This is a genomic window from Paractinoplanes rishiriensis (assembly GCF_016862375.1).
In the GTDB taxonomy this organism is placed as follows: domain Bacteria; phylum Actinomycetota; class Actinomycetes; order Mycobacteriales; family Micromonosporaceae; genus Actinoplanes; species Actinoplanes rishiriensis.
The window spans coordinates 1-14,590 of sequence record NZ_BOMV01000032.1 but is presented as its reverse complement, the minus strand read 5'-3'; the positions used below and the strand labels follow the sequence as shown (position 1 = coordinate 14,590).

Here is a 14,590-nt window from a genome sequence, read left to right as displayed (position 1 = left end):
GCACAGCATGAGCGTGAAACGGTTGTCTGGGCGGCTGCGGTCGTCGCTGATCATCGGGCTGCAGGGCATCCGGGCCCGTAAGCTGCGCACCCTGCTGTCCATGGTGAGCCTGTTCCTCGGCGTGCTGGCCGTCGTGGTGGTGCAGGCCGGGGCGAGCATCGCGGAGCGCGCGCTGCTGTCCGGCATGGAACTGATGAACGGTGTCGACGGCACCAAGACCATGGACATGTCGCCGCAGCCCGGCGCCGCCGACATCGTGATCCGTACGGTGACCGGCCGGGACGACGCGGTCGGACTGATGGCGGTGAACGCGATCATCGGCGAGCCCGGGGTCAAACCGGTGAACGAGGGCGCGTCCCCGCTGGACGAGTCGTGGGGCGGCGGCCAGATCTGCTACGCCGACGGCCGCTGCGAGGAGGTGCAGAGCGGCCCGCCCGGCGCCGCGGTCGAGGTGCGGCTTACGGCGCTGACCGGCGACGTGCGCCCGTTCCGGCCGTTCCGCGCCGAGTCCGGCACCTGGCTCGACTTCTCCACGGTGCCCGCGATGTCCCCCCGCCTGGTCCTCAACAAGGAGGCCGCGAAGGGCTTCACCCGCCACCAGGTCCCCGCCGAGATGCGTATCACCGGCGCGAAGGCCAACGTGACCCCCCAGTTCATCGGCGTGATCGACGACGGCGACATCCAGCCGCGCGCCTACGTCCGCCTGGACGAGCTGACCAACTGGCTGCCGGCCACCAACTTCGAGGGCGGCGAACTGCGCGTCATGATGGTCGCCTCCACTCCCGTGGAGCAGGTGCTGGCGTCCCGCCTCAAGGGCATCGGCGTCGAGACCTACATTCAGACGAACGACTACCACAAGCAACAGGAGAAGGAACTGGCCCTGATCCGGCTGATCTTCCTGGGGATGGCCGGCCTGGTCCTGCTGATCGGCGTGGCCGGCATCCTGAACGTAGGCCTGGCCACGGTCGGCGAACGGGTGGAGGAGTTCGCCCTGCGCCGCGCGGTGGGCACGCCCCGGTCGCTGCTGGCCGGCATCGTGCTGGCCGAAACTCTGCTGACCGGCCTGCTGACCGCGGCGGCCGCCATCGGCGCGAGCGCCGGCGCGCTGAAGGTGCTGTCCATCCTGATGGGCGACTCCGAGCCGCTGCTGCGCAACGTCCAGTTCCCCTGGGAGGCCGGCGTGGCCGGCATCATCGCCGGCGTCGTGGCGGGCATCCTGGGCGGCTTCGTCCCAGCGATCCGAGCGGCCGGCATCCCGATCGCCACGGTAATGCGCGCCTGACCCCACCGACGCCGGGCCGGCGGGGAGCACGCCTGCCCGGCGGGGATGGGACGGTCCGGCGCCCGGTGAGAGGCGCCCGGTGAGAGGCGCCCGGTGAGAGGCGCCCGGTGAGAGGCGCCCGGTGAGAGGCGCCCGGTGAAAGCAGCGCGGGTCACGCCGTCAGGGACAACACCACCACGCCGACGCCGAGGGGCACGTCCAGGAACATGCACGCCTCGGCCAGCGACCGCGGCACCACCTCATTGCGCCGGTAAGCCACCCAGTCCCACCCCGCGTGCGCCGCCAGCGCCAGCCCCGCCAGCACTCCCCCGACGACCACCGGCAGGAACAACGCCACCACCGCCAGACCCCCGTAGACCACCGCCGCGCCCACCTGCGCCCACAACGGCTTGCGCGGCACGCCGATGGCCAGCCCGGCGACGATGAGGACCACCCCGACCACTGCGAACGCCGCCCACCACGCGAAGCCGGCGATCTTGGCTACCGTCACCACGACGCTGAACAGCGGGATCGCGGCCCAGGCCAGCCACGGCCTGCCGAAGGCCGCGGCGGACAGGTAGCAGAGCACCGCCACGTTCACCGAGATCGCCGTGGTCTCCCGGTCGGCGGTGAAGATCAGCACCAGCACGGCCGACGTCAGGCCGACCAGGGCGGGCCAGCGTTGCAGCAGAGCGTTCATCCGAAGAGGATCGGGGCCGCCGGCCGGCGTAGTCGAGACCGCGGGCGAAGCACGTCCGGAAACGTGGGGGACGCGTCCGGTTACGTGTGCCGCCAGTAGCCGCAGAACATGATGTTCTCCTTCGGCACGCCGGTGGCCACCCAGTGCCGCCGCAGGCCGGACGCCAGCGCCTGTTCGCCCGCCACCCAGCCGTACATCCCGGGTGCCGGCGAAAGCGCCACCGCCGCGGCCAGGGCGGCCACGCCGGGCACCGCCGCATGGTCCTGGCGGACCACCCAGGTCACCGAAACCCCGGCGGGCGCGGTGAGATCTTGTCGGTCCGCTTCCGCGGGGATCTCGATGATTGCTTCGCCGCGTACGCCCGCATCCAGTGACCCCAGGATGCCGGCGATCGCGGGCAAAGCGCTCTCCTCGCCCACCAGGCGGATCCGGTCGACGAAGTCGGGCGGATGGAAACCGATGCCCTCGTCGAGGATCGCCACCGTGTCGCCGGGCGCGCACTTCACCGCCCATTCGGCGGCGGGACCGGCCGGCTCGTGCAGCACGAAGTCGACGTCGAACGAGCCGTCCCGGGCGGCCCGGACCGTGTAGCTGCGCAGCAGCGGCCGGGTCGCCTTCGCGATGGCCAGGAAACGCAGGAAGGCGAGGGTGTTCAGCTTGTTCGGCAGGCGGTCGAGCGAGCCGTCGGCGACCGGGATGAACAGCCGGAACCACTGGTCGAAGCCCATCGGCCGGAATTTGCCGACGTCGCCCTCGCCGAGGGTGACCCGCTGGAAGCCCGGCGAGATCCGTTCGCTGCGCAACACCCGCAGCACCAGCAACTCGGTCTGCTCCGGTTTGATCCGGGTCGCGTGCAGATTCGAGCGTGCCATCGCGCCTCACCTCCAAGAATTAGGGCAGCCTAACCTAATTCCGGTGTTGTCGAGACCTGCCCGGCCAGCAAGGATGGTGGGATGGAGTACAGGTACCTAGGCGCCAGCGGTTTACAGGTCAGCGAGCTCTGCCTCGGGTCGATGACGTTCGGCAAGGAGGCCGACGAGAGCACGTCGCACCAGTTGCTCGACCGGTTCGTGGCGGCCGGCGGCAACTTCGTCGACACCGCGGACGTGTACGGGGGCGGCGCGTCCGAGGAGATCATCGGCAACTGGCTGGCCGGCCGCGACCGGGACGGCCTGGTGATCGCGACCAAGCTGTTCTGGGCCACCGGGCCGGGTCCGAACGACATCGGCGCCGGCCGCAAGCACATCCTCGCCGCCGTGCAGGCCAGCCTGCGCCGCCTGCGCACCGACTACATCGACCTCTACCAGATCCACGTGTTCGACGACGCCACCCCGCTCGAGGAGACCCTGTCCACGCTCGACGGCCTGGTCCGCTCCGGCACGGTCCGCCACCTCGGGGTCAGCAACTACGCGGCCTGGCAGCTGCAGAAGTCGGTGGACGTGTCCCGGCAGCGCGGCTGGGAGCCGTTCGTGGCCCTCCAGCCGCTCTACAACCTGCTCGACCGCGAAATCGAACTCGACCTGGTGCCGGTGTGCCGCAACGAGGGCGTCGGCATCGTGCCGTGGGCGCCGATGCGCGGCGGCTGGCTCACCGGCAAATACCGGCGCGGCATGACCGAGGCGCCGCCGGACACCCGCTGGGAGGCCGACAAACAGCCCTGGCTGGGCGACTGGCAGAGCCGGGTGGACGAGCGCACCTGGCAGGTCACCGACGCGCTGATCGCGGTGGCCGAGGAGGTCGGCCGCACCCCGGCCCAGGTGGCGCTGCGCTGGCTGATGCAGCGGCCGGGGGTCACCGCGCCGATCGTGGGCGCGCGCCGGGTCGAGCAGCTCGACGACAACCTCGGCGCGTCCGGCTGGACCCTGGACGACAAGCAGATGGACCGGCTCACCGCGGCCGGCGACCAGGCGCTCCCCTACCCGTACGGCTATCTGGCCCGGTCCCCGCGGCAGCGCGGGTGAGCCTGCCCCGCAGCACCCCGGCCGAGCAGGGCGTCGACGCGACCGGCATCACCGCGTTCGTCGACGCCCTGGCCGGCACGCCGGAGGTCGAGTTGCACAGCCTCATGGTCCTGCGGCACGGCCACGTGGTCGCCGAGCAGTGGTGGCGCCCCTACGCGCCAGACCGCCCGCACCTGCTCTACTCGCTGAGCAAGAGCTTCGCGTCGACCGCGCTCGGCTTCGCGGTGGCCGAGGGCCTGGTCGACCTGGACGCGACCGTGCTCTCCTACTTCCCCCGGTTCGACAAGAAGATCAAAGACCCAAAATCACGATCCATCCGGGTACGCGACGTCGCGGCGATGGCGAGCGGGCACACCGGCGAGACGATCGACGAGGCGTTCGCGGCCGGCCGGGGCGACCCGCTGCTCGGCTTCCTGCGGCTGCCGCCGGAGCACGAACCGGGCTCGGTCTTCGCCTACAACCAGCCGTGCACGCACGCGCTGTCGGCGATCATCCAGCAGGTCACCGGCGACACGCTCACCGCGTTCCTGCGCACCCGCCTGTTCCAGCCGCTGGGCATCGAACGGTACGGCTGGTCGCCCGACCGGCAGGGCCGCGACCTCGGCTTCACCGGCCTGTTCACCACCACCGAGGCGGTCGCCAAGCTGGGCCAGCTCTATCTCGACGAGGGCCGCTGGCAGGGCCGGAAACTGCTGCCGGCCGAGTGGGTCGCCGAGGCCACCCGGGCACACGTCGCGACCGCCGGCGACGACCCGGACTGGCGCGCCGGGTACGGCTTCCAGTTCTGGCGCAACCGCGAGGGCTACCGCGGCGACGGCGCGTTCGGCCAGCTCATGGTGGTCCTGCCGGAGGCGGACGCGGTGGTGGCCATCACCTCGCAGAGCCACGACATCCCGGCCGTCATGGACGCGCTGTTCGACCACCTGCGGCCGGCGCTCACCGCCGGGTCCGGCCCGGCCGGCGCCTGGCCGGTCGGGTCGCCGGAGCTGCCGCGGCCGGCCGGGCCGGGCCGGGCGATTCCCACGATGTCCTATCGCCCGGCACCGGACCACGCCGTCGGCTCGCTGCGCAAGATACGCACCCGGCCGGGCCGGCTCAGCGTCGACCGGCTGACCGCCCCGCTCGGCGAGCCCGGCGGCTGGACCGGCGACGGCCCGCACGCCACCGCGTACGCCTGGGACGGCGACACCCTGCGGATCGACCTGATCTTCGTCGAGACTCCGCACCGGTTGCACCTGGCGCTCGACCCGGCGGCCGGCACGTTCGCCGCCCGCTGGCAGACCGAGCCGCTCGGCCGCGACCCGTTCGACCGGCTGCGGATGCCCCAAGGTTGAGCTACGTGAGGTGGCGGCCGAACCAGTCCAGCAGCTGGTCGTACGCCGAGGACGCGGCCGCCGGGTTGTAGCGCTGGCCGGTGTCGTTGAAGAACGCGTGGCCGGCACCCGGGAACGTGGTGATCTGGTGGGTGACGCCAGCCTTCTCCAGCGCCGCTTTCGCCGCGTCCCGGCTCGCGTTGACCCGGTCGTCCTGCTCGGCGTACACGCCCAGGACCGCCACCCGGCGCGAACCGGCGAAGTCGGCGCCGTCCGGCAGCGGCCCGTAGAACGGTGCGGCGGCACCGAGCCGCGGCTCGCCGGCGGCCAGCAGCGACCACACCATGCCGCCGCCGAAGCAGAACCCGACCGCGGCCGGTTTGGCGTCCGGCACCCGGCGCAGCAACTCGCCGACGCCGGCCTTCATGTCGGCCACGAAGCGGGTGTCCGGCGCCGCGTTCAGCGCCGCGGTGGCCTGCGCCGAGTCGGCGAACTTCGCGGTGCCGCCCTCGGCGGACAGCAGGTCGACGGCGAGCGCGGAGTAGCCGCTCGCGGCGAACCGGCCGGCCACCGAGCGGATGTGGTCGGTGAGCCCGCGGTTCTCGTGGATCACCAGCACGCTGCCCTTCGGGGTGCCGGCCGCGGCGGCCCAGGCGGCCTGCAGCGTGCGGCCCTCCGGACCGGCGAACGTGATCGCCTCGGTGGGCAGCGGCGACGGTCCGGCCGGCACCGCCGGTGACGAGCCGCCCGCCGCGGTCGCGGAGCCTGGCGCCGCGTCCGGGGTGGACTCCGGTTCGGTGCCGCAGGCGGCCAGCAGCGGCGTGGCCACCGCGGCGCCGACGCCGAGCAGGCCGAGCTGCCGCAGCGCCTCGCGGCGGGTGATGATGCCGTCCGCGTAGTCCTCGACGACCTCGCCGGTCAGGTACTCCTGGAACTCCGTCATGGTGACCTCCGATCAGTTCAACGACTGATACGGATCGACCGGCTCGGGCGGATCAGCGAAATATGCCCGACTCCGCCGGGACGCCTGAGTAGTCCGGTGCCGACATCCCCCGATTGAATGCCGGACCCGGACCTCGTGTCCCGGCGAAGCCGCCCCATCGTGCGAGAAGCAGATTGCGGCCGAGGGGTCCGGAGGGTCAACGAATGCCGTCGCCGCCGGAGCGGATTTGCGGGATCCCGCAGCGGCGGGTTGCGCAATCCCGCATTCCCCGGGCGACAAAACGGGCAGGTATGGCCTGTCCCCGGGCCGTGTGGTTGAGTGCGGCCACGGGGGGCAGGGGCGGACCGTTTGACCCATGCCCGATGATGGTCGCCGATGGAGACGGGCTTGCCTAAGATCACACTGTCGGAGCGGGAGCGGGAGCTGATCGCCCTCCTCGCCGAAGGCTGCACCGACGTGGCGGCGGCCGAACGACTCGGCATCAGTCCCCGCTCGGTGACCAACATCCTGCGCAGCCTGATGGACCGCCTCGGCGTCGAGAACCGTTTCCAGCTGGGCCTCGCGCTCGGCTTCCTGCGTAAGGCGCACGCTCCCGGAAAGGCCGGCGGCGCCACCGGGCCACCGGAGCACGACCCGTGACCGCTGCCCTGCACCCGCGGCCGCTGCCGATCGGAGCGGCCATGCCGTCGCTGGTCCGGTGGGGCGTCTCGGCCGACGCCGACCTGGTCTACCGCACCCTCGTGACGTTCGGCGCACACACCCGCCGGACGCTCGGCCAGGAACTGTCCATGCCGGTCCGCCGGATCGAGGAGGCGCTGGCCGAACTGGCCGCCGCCGGCGCGGTCACCGTGTCGGCCGCCGAGGGCACCACCCGGCGCCGGCTGGCCTGGACCGCGATGCCGCCGGACATGGTGGTCACGGTGCTGCGCAACCGGCGGCTGCGGCTGGTCGACCAGCGGGCCGTCGCGCACTCGCACCGGCTGATCGTGCAGGACCTGCGGGCCCGATTGCACGCGCTGGCCCTGCCGCTGGCCGCGCCCGCGATCGGCGGCCTGCTCGACGACCAGATCCGCTACCTGCCCACCCGGGACACCACCCGGCTGCGGTACGCGGAACTGCTGCGCGGCCGCCGGGAGACCCTGACCATCAACCCGGAGCAGGCCTTCGACGCCGAGTCCGCGCGCACCGGCGCCGAGTTCGACCGGCGGCTGATCGCGCAGGGCACCCGGATGCGGATCCTCGGCGTACCGCCGGCCGACCGGGACACGCTCGACCCGGACGAGGACCACCACCCGGCGTACCAGACCCGGGAATCCCTGCAGGTGCCGCTCAAGCTGATCGTGCTGGACCGGTCGGTGGCGCTGCTGCCCGCCGACCCGGAGCACATCGAACGCGGGTACGTCGAGATCGGCAGCCCGGTCGTCGTCGGCGCGCTTGCCGACCTGTTCGAGCAGCACTGGCAGGGCGCCACCGACCCGGCCGTCGGCGCGGTCACGCCGATCGCGCTGTCCGACCGCGAGCGCGCGCTGGTCGACCTGCTCGCGGCCGGGCACACCGACACCACCGCGGCGACCCAGCTGCGGATCAGCGCCCGCTCGGTCACCAACGCCCTGCGCCACCTGATGGACCGGCTCGGCGTCGACAACCGGTTCCAGCTCGGCCTCGCGCTCGGTGCCATGGGCGCCGCCTACCCACCCGTACCCACCCACCAGGACAAGGGATCATGAACATCCGCACTCTCGCCGCCGCGACCGCCGCCGTCGTCGCGCTGGCCTTCGCACCGGCGGCACCGGCCACGGCCGCACCGGCTCCCGGCGACGAGCTCCGCCCGTACCCCCAAAATTGCGTGAGCGTCACGCTCGATGGACTCCGTGGGGTTTATCGCCCCGACTCGACCCGGTGGGAGCCGTGGTTCGACGCCACCGTGCGCGGCCGGTCGGTGCCCTGCGCGCCCGGGAGCACGACCGGCACGCTGGCCGTCACCCAGTACCACGTCCGGGACGGCGCCACGGTCGGCCAGATGAGCACCCCCTGGCGCACCGCGGCGCGCGGCACCACCACGTTCTCCCGCTTCGGCCGCATCCTGCCGGACGTCGCGGCGCTGTGCGTCAGCACCGGCCTCACCGCCCGGGACGGCGCCGTGGTCGCCACCCACGCCCGGTGCGTCCGCCCGCAGCGCCGCGGCAGCGACCACCTGGTGACCCGCTTCGTCCCGGTGCCGCTCACCGACCCGCTGGTGAACGCGCCGCTCACCGAGTACCCGGCCGGCGGCACCGCGCCCACCGACCCGATCTGCACGGTCGACTGCCTGGTGTCGCCGTACTCCGAGACGCCCAGCACCGGCGTCACCAAGGACACCCCGATCGACGGCCCGGTCGAGCCGATCGGTCCCTACGAGTCGGTCTGCCACACGGTGACCATCACCGACACGTTCGCCGGCCCGCCGGACGACAACGTGAACGGCTTCGACGTCTGGATGACCGGCGCGGTGGAGTCGTGCGACCCGCCGGACGAGCCGACCATCCATGCGGTGCGCTACTGGCCGGACCGGGGCATCGTGATGGCATCCTGGCAGCTCGCCCAGGACCCGCTGGCCAAGGGCGCCGCGGTCAACGAGAACACCGGCGCGATCTGCCTGGCGTCCGCCTTCCGCGAGCGCAACGGCGCGCTGTACGGGGTGCACGACCTCTGCTGGCGGATCGTCAAGGACCAGCCGGACCGCTACCGCCTGGTGCCGATCCCGGTCGACGACCCCCGGGTCCGCAAGCCGCTGCAGAGCAACATCCCCGAGCCCGACCCGGAGCTGCCGCCCGGCCCGTGCGCGTCCTGCCTCTGACCGGGTATCGGACGTTCGGCCCCTCGCCCGCCGGCCCGCGGCCTGCCTAAAGTCGGCCTCGTGCAGGTGGAGGTGCTGGGACCGTCCCGGGTGACGCGCGCCGGCCGGCCGGTCCCGCTCGGCGCGCCGAAGCACCGGGCGCTGCTGGCCGCGCTGGCCCTGGCGGGCCCGCGGGCGACATCCGCGGACGCGCTGATCGACCTGCTGTGGGGCGCGGCGCCACCCCCGGCGGCGGGCGCGGCGTTGCAGACGTACGTGGCCCACCTGCGCCGCGCCCTGGAGCCGGACCGAGCCGCCCGGGCCGCACCTACGGTGCTGTTGACGACGCCGCAGGGTTACCGGTTGGCGCTGCCGTCCGACGCGGAGCTGTTCACCGCCGCGGTCGAACGCGCCCACACCGCCCTGGTCCCCGCCTCCGGACCACCGGACGACGTCGACCCGAGCCGTCTGGCGGCGCTGCGCGCCGACCTGGACGCCGCGCTGGCGCTGTGGACCGGCGAGCCCTATACGGATCTACCGGATTCGGACCAGGTACTCGCCGAGCGCGCCCGACTCGGCGAGCTGTTCCTGGTGGCGGTCGAGGACCGGGCACTGGTGCGGCTGGCCCTCGGCGAACACGCGGCGGTGGCGGCCGAGCTGGCGTCGCTGGCCGCCGAGCATCCGCTGCGGGAGTCGCTGTGCGGGTTGCGGGTGCTGGCCCATGCGCGGGCCGGGCATCAGGGCCGGGCGCTGGAGTTGCTGCGCGAGATGCGCGACCGGTTGGACGAGGAACTGGGGATCGCACCGGGGCCGGCGCTGCGCGCTCTGGAGACGGCGGTGCTGCGCCAGGAGGTGACAGCGTCCGGAGTGGCCCGCACGGATGCACCACCGGCGCCTCGGGAACTGCCCCTGGTCGGACGGCGGGACGAACTCGCGGCTCTCGACGGGATGCTCACCCGGGCGGCGACCGGGAGCGTGGCGGCGGCCATGCTGGTCGGCGAGCCCGGGATCGGCAAGACCCGGCTGGCCCGGGCGGCCACGGAGCGGGCCGCGGCGCGCGGCTTCACAGTCGGGGTGGGCCGGTGTTCGCAGGACGACGGCGCCCCGCCACTCTGGCCGTGGATCGCGGTGCTCCGCGAACTCGGCGAACTCCCCCTGGCCGACCGCCTGGCCACCCCGCCGTCCGCGCCCGGCGGCCAGAGCGCCCAGTCGGCCGAGGCGGCCCGCTTCGCGCTCTGGCACGACGTGGCGGTCACCCTGGCCGCCGCGGCCGCCCGCCGCCCGCTGCTGATCGTGCTCGACGACCTGCACTGGGCCGACTCGTCCTCGCTGCGCCTGCTCCGGCACGTGATCGCCACCGGCACCGGGCCGATCGCCCTGCTCGGCACCCGCCGCTCGCACCCGGAACCTGCGGGCGCGCTGGCCGAGGTCCTGGAGGCGCTGGCCCGCCACGGCGGCGCCCGGATCGACCTGACCGGCCTGGCCGACGCCGAGGTGAGCGCCCTGGTCCACGCCGTGACCGGCCGCGCGGCCGCCCCCGCCGAAGCGGCCCGACTCCGCGACCGGACCGGCGGCAACGCCTTCCTGCTGACCGAACTGGCCCGCCTCGAAGCCTCCCCCCTCCCCGCAGCACCCGTCGCAGCCGCCCCCGCCGCCGTCGCCGATGTCGTCGCCGCCCGCACCGCCGCCCTCCCCGAACCCACCCGCGACCTCCTCCGCGACGCCGCCGTGATCGGCCGCGAGTTCACCCTCGGCCTCCTGGCCGCCATCGCCGGCCAAGACCCCGACGACACCCTCGACCGCCTGGACCCCGCGCTCTCCGAGGGCCTGATCCTGGAAACCGCCGCCGAAGAGTTCCGCTTCTCGCACGCCCTGGTCCGCGACGCCGTGCACGCCCACATCCCGCCCACCAGACGCGCCCGGCGGCACGCGGCCGTGGCCCGCGTGCTGGCTACCGGCGGTGAACAAGCCCGCGCGGCCCGGCACTGGCTCGCCGCCGGTCCTCGGCACGCCCGCGACGCCTGGCAGGCCGCGGCCGGCGCGGCCGAGCGGGCCGCCGCCGTCTACGCCTGGGACGAGGCCGTCGAGCTTCTTGCCGCCGCCGCCGGGGCCCAGGCCGACGACCCCGCGGTGACCGGCCGGGAGCGCTACACCGTTCTGATGGACCGGCTCCTCGCCTCGCGGCAGTGCGGCGACTGGGACGGGGCCGACGCCGCCCAGGTGGCCGCCGCCGAGGCCGCCGCCGGGATCGGCGATCTCACCGCCGAGGCCCGCGCCGCGATCGCCGCAGTGGACGCCGCGGTCTGGCTGCCCCGGGCGCACGGCACCGTGCACCCCACCATCCCGGGGACGCTGCGCAGCGTGTTGCGCCGTCTCCCCGCCGCCGACGCCGAGCTGCGGTGTCAGGTGATGCTCGCGCTCGCTCTGGAGCTCTACTTCGCCGACGCCCCGCAGGAGCGCCTGGCCCTGGTCGAGCAGGGTCTGGCGATGGCCCGCCGGCTCGGCGACCCCGGCCTGCTGGGGTGGGCGGCGATCGTCGCCTGGCTGGCCGACTGGCGCCCGGCCACCGCCGAGAGCCGCTGGCACCTGGCCGCCGAGGCTCTGGACGCCGCCGTCCGGGCCGGCGACCACCTGCGCGCGGTGAGCTGCCGGACCCTGGTGGCGTTCAGCGCGCAGGAGACCGGCCGGATCGCCGAGATGGAGGCCGCGATGCGCCGGGCCCGCGCCGACGCCGAGCGCTACCGCCTGGCGTCCACCCAGGTCGCGCTGGGCTGGCTGGAGATGCCCTGGCTTGCTCTGCGGGGCCGGTTCGACGAGGCCGAGCGGATGTTCGCCGAGACCGTCGACCTGATGTCGCGCACCTCGATGCCGCAGGCGGCCGAATCGGCTGCCGGGTCCGCGCTCGCGTTGCGGATGGCCCGGGGCGACGCCGACGCCGAGATGGCCGGGCAGTTGCAGGCGCTCGCCCCGTACAGCCGCCTGCCTTTGGACTCGAGCATCGTGATGCTGCTGCTCCGCGCCGGCCGCCCGGAGGAGGCCCGGCGCTGGTACGCCGAGCACGACCTGCGGCTGGAGACCGACGACTGGTACACCCTCGTCAACCTCTGCCAGGGCGCCGAGGTCAGCGCCGGCCTCGCCGACCGGGACCTGGCCGCCCGCGTCTACCGCCGCCTGTCGCCGTACGCGGGCCGGCCCAACTCGGCCGGCGGCGCGGTGGCGCAGGCGCCGGTCGACGCCTACCTCGCGCTGGCCGCCGCGGCCGCGGGCGAGCCGACGGTGGCCGGCCGGCACGCGGACGCGGCCTTCGAGCAGTGCGAGCGCTGGAACATCCCGCTGGTGGCCGGCTGGCTGCGCGGCCACGGATTCAAACCGCCGAACGGAACGTAGCCGCCTCCCGCCGGGCAAATCCGCGCCGGTTCACCCGCCACAGCAGCGCCAGCGTCGGCCCGGCCAGCTTGAGCAGCCGGCGCTGGGCCTCAACCGGCAAGCCGTACATGATCCAGGGAACCAGCGCCATCAGCTCGCGGAACGTGTACGAGCCCTTCGCGCTCTTCTCCTCCATCACTTCCCACTCCGCCGGGGTCAGGTGCGCCTGCACCAGCACGAGCGCCTCGGTCTCCTCGTGCGCCAGGTGCCGGTGCAGACGTTCGGCCGCGGCCACCATGCGTACCTCCAAAGAGGCCCGGACATCCTCGTCGCCGTGAGTGGCCAGGGTGGCGAAGCCGTCGCCGCAGGCGGCGAGCAGCGGATCGATCTCGTGGTGCTCGGCCTCCATGGCGGCCAGCGTCTCCCGGCCGGCCTCGTCGACCCGGCTCAGCAGCAGCGGCCAGATCGCCTCGTCCTCGGTGGTGTGATGGTGGTGCAGGAACGTGCCGAACAGCCGCCACCGGTCGTGCAGGGCGCGCCAGGAGACGGTGTCGCCGGCCGGTGTGCCGGTCACCGCCGCCACGAACGCCCGCAGATCGCGGCGGAACGCGTGGTGGATCACGAACATACCGGTCAGGTCGTTGGGTCCGGCCGGCGCGGCGGCCTGGCCGGGGAGCATGAGCTGCGTCGTCGTGGTCATGGCGGTGAGCGTGCGCCCGGGCGCTTGCGGGCGGCTGAAGAACGGCCTCAAGCCGGCCTCAAGCGGCTCCCCGCACGCTCCGGCCCATGCAGACAAACGTGATACCGCTGATCGACGCCTACCGCACCTGCGAACTGCTCACCGTCGGCCGCGACGGCACCCCGATCGCCTGGCCGACGGTCAGCGTCCGCCGCCCCGACGGCACCATCCTGATCTCGACCTCGATCGGCTTCCCGCAGAAGGCGATCAACGTCCGCCGCGACCCCCGCGTCGCCGTGCTCTTCTCCGACCCGACCGGCAGCCGGCTGACCGCGCCCGACCAGGTGCTGGTGCAGGGCCGGGCCACCTGCCCCGACGAAATCGTCACCGACCCGGGCCCGTGGGCCGACCTGTGGCTGCGGGTCCGCGAACGCCAGCCGTCGTCCGGCTACCACCGCATCCCCGGCATGCGCGGCCTGATGGACTGGTATTACATGCGCCTGCTCATCACGGTCACCCCCGAGCGGATCACCACCTCCCCCGCGTGGCGCCCGCAGCCGCCGGTTTCCCTTCCGGCGGTGCCCGCCGGCGACACCGGTCCGTTCAGCAAGGCGGTCCGGCGTCTGGCCGATTTCCCTTCCGCTGTCCTTTGCGGGTACGACGAGTCCGGCGCACCGACAATGCGGCGCACCCGGACGAAACCCGTGACCGACGGCTTCGTCCTGGACGGCGGCGACGCCCTGAAGCCCGGCCGGGCCAGCCTGCTCTGGCACCGCCACGACGAGAACTTGGCGGACCTGCGCGCCTTCGTGGTAACCGGCGACCTGACCCGCGCCACCGACGGCTGCCGGCTGACCCCCACCCACTACGTCTCAACGGCCGACCGGATGGGCCCGCTCGCGATGGCCCGCATGATCAGCGGCCTGCGCCGGTCCGCGGCCCGCTACCTGAACCGCCGGGGGTTGTCCCGGCCGTCGATCCCGTGGCGCGACTACGCGGCGCTGGAACGCCGCTCCCACCCCACCCCGTCCCGGCCGGCCTAGCGAAGAGGAGCGGAGCGCGGCGCCGCGCCGCGAGGCGGCCCGCTCCCGCGTTTCCAACGCTCCCGCCTGCCGACGGCCCTCTCCCGGCCAACCGCTCGCGCCCTGCCCCACCGCTCGCGCCCTGCCCCACCGCTCGCGCCCTGCCCCACCGCTCGCGCCCTGCCCCACCGCTCAATCCCCGCACCAACGCTCGCCCCCCTGCCCCTCGCGCCCCGCCCGCTGCTTGCGCACGGGCTCGGGGGCTGCACGCTGACCAGGTAAGACGGACGGCTGGGGGCTGACGGCGGGCGCTTCCGGCTCGCTGCCACACTTGGACTGGACAGCCACCGGTGGACAGCAACTCGACAAGGTCCAGATCTGCGCAACGGATATAACATGATTTTTGCTGTTTGACCCTCGGCAAACTGCCAGGCCGCGGCCCCTACAAGGTCGTGAGCGAGTGGGCTGACCACCGGCGACCAGCGCACGTCTGCCACAGGCGACGGAGTTGGTCTGCCACAGGCGAAGAA

General features: G+C 73.6%; 12 protein-coding genes. 8 read left to right on the top strand and 4 right to left on the bottom strand.

The genetic code is table 11. The annotated features are described in order from the left end of the window. Positions 1-1,282: ABC transporter permease (locus Ari01nite_RS14805; RefSeq protein ID WP_239162760.1), on the top strand; the 1,282-nt coding region annotated here is incomplete at its 5' end. 151 nt (positions 1,283-1,433) lie between these two features. On the opposite strand, the gene Ari01nite_RS14800 is transcribed toward Ari01nite_RS14805, so the two are convergent. Together Ari01nite_RS14800 and Ari01nite_RS14795 are read right to left on the bottom strand one after the other, a co-directional pair. After that, entirely contained in the window at positions 1,434-1,961 is a 528-nt protein-coding gene (locus Ari01nite_RS14800; protein ID WP_203781810.1) for a hypothetical protein, read from the bottom strand. Between the two features lie 80 nt (positions 1,962-2,041). Continuing rightward, complete coding sequence (locus Ari01nite_RS14795; RefSeq protein ID WP_203781809.1) at positions 2,042-2,833, bottom strand: siderophore-interacting protein; 792 nt, start codon at positions 2,831-2,833, stop codon at positions 2,042-2,044. A gap of 81 nt (positions 2,834-2,914) precedes the next feature. On the opposite strand from Ari01nite_RS14795, the gene Ari01nite_RS14790 reads away from it, so the two are divergent. Further along, entirely contained in the window at positions 2,915-3,922 is a 1,008-nt protein-coding gene (locus Ari01nite_RS14790; RefSeq protein ID WP_203781808.1) for an aldo/keto reductase, read from the top strand. Beyond that, on the top strand, positions 3,919-5,256 hold the full coding sequence (locus tag Ari01nite_RS14785; RefSeq protein ID WP_203781807.1) for a serine hydrolase domain-containing protein: 1,338 nt from the start codon (positions 3,919-3,921) through the stop codon (positions 5,254-5,256). The genes Ari01nite_RS14790 and Ari01nite_RS14785 overlap by 4 nt, the downstream gene beginning before the upstream one ends. Before the next feature lies 1 nt (position 5,257). Here Ari01nite_RS14785 and Ari01nite_RS14780 read toward each other — a convergent pair whose 3' ends face one another. Then, positions 5,258-6,178, bottom strand: coding sequence for a dienelactone hydrolase family protein (locus tag Ari01nite_RS14780; protein WP_203781806.1), 921 nt, complete (start codon positions 6,176-6,178; stop codon positions 5,258-5,260). A 387-nt stretch (positions 6,179-6,565) separates the two neighbouring features. Between Ari01nite_RS14780 and Ari01nite_RS14775 the strand changes: the two genes are divergently transcribed. The 4 genes from Ari01nite_RS14775 to Ari01nite_RS50885 are packed head-to-tail and all read left to right on the top strand — an operon-like array spanning position 6,566 to position 12,380. Continuing rightward, positions 6,566-6,817: a helix-turn-helix domain-containing protein gene (locus tag Ari01nite_RS14775; protein WP_203781805.1), complete on the top strand. Its 252-nt coding sequence runs from the start codon at positions 6,566-6,568 to the stop codon at positions 6,815-6,817. After that, positions 6,814-7,905 (top strand): helix-turn-helix transcriptional regulator, encoded by a 1,092-nt coding sequence (locus Ari01nite_RS14770; protein ID WP_239162759.1) that lies wholly within the window; start codon positions 6,814-6,816, stop codon positions 7,903-7,905. Before Ari01nite_RS14775 ends, Ari01nite_RS14770 begins: the two co-directional genes overlap by 4 nt. Further along, complete coding sequence (locus Ari01nite_RS14765) at positions 7,902-9,014, top strand: hypothetical protein (RefSeq protein ID WP_203781804.1); 1,113 nt, start codon at positions 7,902-7,904, stop codon at positions 9,012-9,014. The genes Ari01nite_RS14770 and Ari01nite_RS14765 overlap by 4 nt, the downstream gene beginning before the upstream one ends. Positions 9,015-9,074: 60 nt before the next feature. Continuing rightward, the gene (locus Ari01nite_RS50885) at positions 9,075-12,380 is read left to right on the top strand and encodes an ATP-binding protein (protein WP_203781803.1); all 3,306 of its coding nucleotides are present in this window, start codon (positions 9,075-9,077) and stop codon (positions 12,378-12,380) included. On the opposite strand, the gene Ari01nite_RS14755 is transcribed toward Ari01nite_RS50885, so the two are convergent. Next, positions 12,358-13,059, bottom strand: coding sequence for a hemerythrin domain-containing protein (locus Ari01nite_RS14755; protein WP_203781802.1), 702 nt, complete (start codon positions 13,057-13,059; stop codon positions 12,358-12,360). The two genes, Ari01nite_RS50885 and Ari01nite_RS14755, sit on opposite strands and share 23 nt — an antisense overlap. Before the next feature lie 86 nt (positions 13,060-13,145). Between Ari01nite_RS14755 and Ari01nite_RS14750 the strand changes: the two genes are divergently transcribed. Continuing rightward, positions 13,146-14,081: a pyridoxamine 5'-phosphate oxidase family protein gene (locus Ari01nite_RS14750; protein ID WP_203781801.1), complete on the top strand. Its 936-nt coding sequence runs from the start codon at positions 13,146-13,148 to the stop codon at positions 14,079-14,081. Positions 14,082-14,590 lie beyond the last annotated feature (509 nt).